The sequence below is a fragment of the Wolbachia endosymbiont of Cylisticus convexus genome (assembly GCF_003344345.1).
Genome location: NZ_QPIP01000142.1, coordinates 1 through 4,681 on the forward strand (window position 1 = coordinate 1; position 4,681 = coordinate 4,681).

Below are 4,681 nucleotides of genomic sequence, written 5' to 3' on the forward strand. Positions count from 1 at the left end.
CCCAACTTTCTCTCCACTTTTTCTGGGTAAGGTCACATAGTTGATTAGCGTTAAAAGGGTAATAATACTCTCAAATTATCACTATTAGAAGTTTTTTAGGTTTTTCTGTAAATTTTACTTGTGCATACTAAATTATATGATATAAAACCAAAAATGTTATTCTTTATGAGGTGTTTTATGAGCAAACAGACTGAAGTTTTTACAGACTAGTTATTTGCTGCTATAGAAGAGCATAATCTTTTGAAAGCTGAAGAATGTATTATAACTGCAGATTATATAGGTGTAAGCAAGGTTTTTAATGGTGAAAAATATGGTATAAAACCTATAAGTTTTGCTGTTAAAGAGAATAGTTTGAAGATATTGAATCTTTTGATTACCAGTGGTGCTAGTGTTAATGCTGCTAATAGTGAAGATTTGAGAACTGCTTTGCACGTTGCCGCTGAATATGGTAGAGAAGAAGCAGGACAATTTCTACTTTCTCATCTTGCTGATGTCAATTTGCAAGACACAATGGGTAAGACACCTTTGCACTTAGCGTCTTTCCATTGTCGAGTAGGGATGGTAAAACTTCTCATCGACAATAATGCTGACCCTAATGTAAGAGATGTAAATGGTGAAACGGCATCTGATGTTGTTGGAGATAATCCAGAACTTATGTGTGAAGACCATATAATACAAAAAATATTATCCATGTTGAAAGGTGATGTTGAGTTTGATTATAAAGCAGTATTGCCCACTAGAAATCTTAAAGCGTTAGAAGCTGACGATACTGCAGACGTGACAGGCAATGTAGTCAAACCTTCTTCCTTTATTGATAATGTGTTTAGTTGGATGGGAGCTTCAACTACTGCTGCACTCAGTAGCTTGTTCCGCAATGTCCCTGTTTTACCTTCTGCTCAGCAATCTATTATCCACTCAGCAAGCAGCCCTAGTAGTTTTTTGAGTAGTGAGAATATTGCTTTTGCTAGTTGTGTTGCTGAAGCTTTAGATAATACTAGGAGTAGGCACTATCAGAATTTAACAAGTAAAGGAGTAGAGGTTATACCAGATATCAATATTGCAGTTAGATTTGCGCTTAAGAAATTTGATTCATTTGTAGAAGGCAAAATAAGAAATTTAGACTCAAAAGAAAAAGATAGAATACATACTGAGCTTGAAGAAGCGTATCCAAAAATAATAACAAGCTTGGAAAGAGGAATTAAATTTAGTGGTAATGTTGGGTTAGATGATGTTTTAGAAGAGTGCAAAAAGTGCTTTTGTACAAATATTCTACCAAAAGTAACAACTCGTCTTTCTGATGTAGGAATAACCGAGTCTGGAAATAACTTCAGTAGGCAGATTTAGCTGCAAGAAATGTGGTATAATGTGCCAGATAGAAGGAAGTTTACAATGTTTTAAAAGGCAACATCGAAAAGATGTTTGATGAGCAGCAGATAGTTAATAGTGGCCAAGTGCAAATGCCTAACGACATTGCTAATAATAAACCTAGAAGCTATTTAAATAATACAACAGTGGACAAACAGTTACAAAATGCCATTTCTTCCTGAAGTTGTTTAATTTTGTCTGCAGAAAGGCCAGTGATTTCAGCGATAACATCAATAGAGACACCGGCCTTGAGTGAGTTTTTTGCAACTTCAACGTCCCTTTCCTTTCGACCCTCTGCTCTACCTTTTTGATGGCCGATTTGGATGCCTTCTAGTCTACCTTTTTCTTGACCTAATCTAAGCCCCTCATCAAATTTTTCAGCAAAAGCAGCAATCTCATCCATTATACGTTTTTTCCTTTGCTCATATGCTAGTAATTCTTCTTCTGACCAGTTAAACTTATTCATCTCTTCATAAGCTCGTTTTATTATTACGTCACTACCAACTATCTTATCTAGATCCTCTTCCCTTGTTTCTCCTGCATATCGAAAAAAATAACACCATTTTTCTACTATATTTTCTAATTGATCTTCTTTTGTTTTGTTAAACTTTGGTAGCTCTATAAATACGAAGTAAAAATCCTTCAAGTCATGTTCAAAGCTATTTTTATCCAAGATGACATGATTTGATTTGTACTCAGCCTTATCTGGAAAAATAATGCAATCAGCAACAGCAATAAAGATAATTTCCTTGAGATTATGATACTCATCACCTTGATCAGCTTGACTTGAGTAGGCTTTAGCAGCATAATACTGAGCACGCTTTTCGAAGCCTTTGGTCTTAGTGAACTGCATCTCTATGATGTATCTGGAACCTTGAGAGTCTTTACAAAGAACATCGACAATACTCTGCTTTTTAGCGGCAATTTCAGGGTCTAGAATGGTAGCTAAGAATTCAACATCGTGAATAGCGGCTAAGCCAGTAAAGCCTAAAATATCGTTCAAGAAATGAATGAGGATATCTTTATTCTTTTCAGTGCCAAATATTCTTTTGAACGAGTAAGAGTTTAGTGGACTGAGATATTTTCCACTAAACTCTCCTCTAGGAACCGTACTTGAAAGTTTCCCTTCATACGGCTCGAGCCATCTTAAGTCCTTTTCTCGAGAACCGGCAACAGCTTCCTTCAAATATTCTGGCATTTCAAATTCCTTACTAGGATTAACATTAATCATATCTTATCATCCTCATAAAGAGAAGGATTATTTGATCTACGTTTTTCAAAGTAGGCATACCATTCTTTATCGTAGGGATTTGCCTCAGCTTGAATTTTCTTGTGGCGACGAATTGGTACGCTTGTTGCTTGAAAGAGTTCCTTCCACTCAACTGTACCTTTATTCTTAGTCAGCGCTGCAAAGCACCATCTTCTGGCTTCTTTTGTTTTAAAGTATTTCTCCTTAATCCAGCGTAAGCCTTTATTAGGGTGTCTGCGTTTTGACCATTGCCATAAGGCTTTAAAAATCTCAGAATCCACTTTCTCATAAGCTTTTCTTGCGCATATTCCCCTGTGGTAATAGACCCACCCTCGAATTTGAGGTGTGAGCAGTTCTATTACTTTTTCTTGGGTTGCTGCGCAGTTCTTACGAATCAAGCACCGGATGCGCTTCAGAAGTCGGTTTGTACTTTCTGCTGAAGGTTTGATGATTATCTTCCTTTCGTACTTACGTACTGTCTGACCTAGAAAATCAAATCCCTGTTCTACGTGTGTGATCTTGGTTTTTCCTGTGGATAGAGTTAACCCTCTGTCGCTGAGGAAATCCTCTACTAGCCTTTTAACTTTAGTCTCAAGAATTTCTTTTGATTTTCCAGTGTTACTATGAAGTCATCCGCGTAGCGAATCACGTGCACACCATATTTCTTGCGTTTTCTTGTTCCCTTCTTCCCGAAATGTTTACTGATAACATTTTCGAAACCATCAAGGGTCAAGTTAGCAAGTACAGGGGAGATAATTCCTCCTTGTGGAGTCCCTGCTATTGTGAAGCGGAACATTTGTTTTTCTATGAACCCAGATTTTAACCATTTGCTGAGAATATTCTTTTCTATTGGAATTGAGCTTTCTAACCAGCAATGGTCTATTTCATCAAAACACTTCTTAATATCCGCCTCTAGGATCCATTGCGATCTGTCGCGTCCCGCCAAAGTTTTGTGGATCTGGCTTATCGCATCAGCAGCTGAGCGATGTTTCCTAAATCCGTATGAGTGTCTATCTCCTATTGTTTCTGCAACAGGATCAAGTCCCATAAGATATAAGGCCTGCATCGCTCGATCTTTCATAGTGGGAATACTAAGAGGTCGCTTGCTGCCTGTAGGTTTGGGGATATAGACTCGTCTCAAAGGTTGAGAGCGATATCCTCGTTGCCTCAGGTTTGCAATTCCTTGAGATTTTGCTGAAGGGCTCTGCCACAACTGGTTGTCAACACCAGCTGTACATTTTCCTTTATTTGAAGTTACGCGTTTTACTGCCAACGCTTTAGCACTAAAACTACGTGTGAGGAGGCGTTGTAAAGTTTTCACTTTATTCCATCTCCTAGCTTTTGTTGCCTGAACAATACGAGCTTGTAGCCTTCTGGTATTTTTTTTACACTGAAACCAGTTAATTTGATTCCAGTGTTCTGCTGTACCGAAAGGTGCACTTACAATTTTACCTGTAACCATCTGCTTTCCTCACTTAAAAGGTTTTACAAACAATCTTGTTCAAGATGACCGTAGTGGACGTCAGTTCTCTTTCGAGCCAGATAACGTTTAAACCTGTATCTCATCCATTACAGATGAGCATTCACTTTTTCCACACTCCCAATCCCACATATCCATCAGTCTTTCTCATGATCAACCTTACTGAGTAAAGAAATTACCCAGAGATATATGGGGTTTCCGTGTTCCACCTATCAAACAACGAGCGGGTTAGGATTGATCTATACACCGGTGGTGTTTATGTTTGCGTATCAGATGCGTTCACGCTGATAACCTACCACATACCTTTTGGTCCAAGCCTGTCAGTGTCTTTGGCTTGTTCGATTTAACGATGCTTACGATCATTCACTTCTGTTATCCATACCGTTCACCCTAGCCCCCGTGCCAACTTGACACTTATAGCATCGTTCCTTCTTCACAGACCGAACTTCTCCTTTTCGGGCGGGTTCATTGTCCTAAACGCTTTGCATAAGACATTACTGTACTTATACAGTTTAGTAGGGTACGAGTGGCAAAACACTCGGTTTAGTCAGTGCTAAACAGTTTAATAGACGACTTTCACGTCACAC

Annotated in this window: 4 protein-coding genes; 1 reads left to right on the forward strand and 3 read right to left on the reverse strand. The window is 38.4% G+C overall.

Annotated features, from left to right (window positions below; genetic code table 11):
* Positions 1-240 precede the first annotated feature (240 nt).
* Positions 241-1,344 (forward strand): ankyrin repeat domain-containing protein, encoded by a 1,104-nt coding sequence (locus tag Wcon_RS09235; RefSeq protein WP_114517714.1) that lies wholly within the window; start codon positions 241-243, stop codon positions 1,342-1,344.
* Between the two features lie 148 nt (positions 1,345-1,492).
* On the opposite strand, the gene Wcon_RS09240 is transcribed toward Wcon_RS09235, so the two are convergent.
* The 3 genes from Wcon_RS09240 to Wcon_RS09250 are packed head-to-tail and all read right to left on the reverse strand — an operon-like array spanning position 1,493 to position 4,076.
* On the reverse strand, positions 1,493-2,596 hold the full coding sequence (locus Wcon_RS09240; RefSeq protein WP_237350136.1) for an Rpn family recombination-promoting nuclease/putative transposase: 1,104 nt from the start codon (positions 2,594-2,596) through the stop codon (positions 1,493-1,495).
* Positions 2,593-3,213, reverse strand: a complete 621-nt coding sequence (locus tag Wcon_RS09245) for a group II intron maturase-specific domain-containing protein (RefSeq protein ID WP_114517628.1) — start codon at positions 3,211-3,213, stop codon at positions 2,593-2,595. The genes Wcon_RS09240 and Wcon_RS09245 overlap by 4 nt, the downstream gene beginning before the upstream one ends.
* Positions 3,186-4,076 (reverse strand): reverse transcriptase domain-containing protein, encoded by an 891-nt coding sequence (locus tag Wcon_RS09250; protein WP_114517629.1) that lies wholly within the window; start codon positions 4,074-4,076, stop codon positions 3,186-3,188. The genes Wcon_RS09245 and Wcon_RS09250 overlap by 28 nt, the downstream gene beginning before the upstream one ends.
* Positions 4,077-4,681 lie beyond the last annotated feature (605 nt).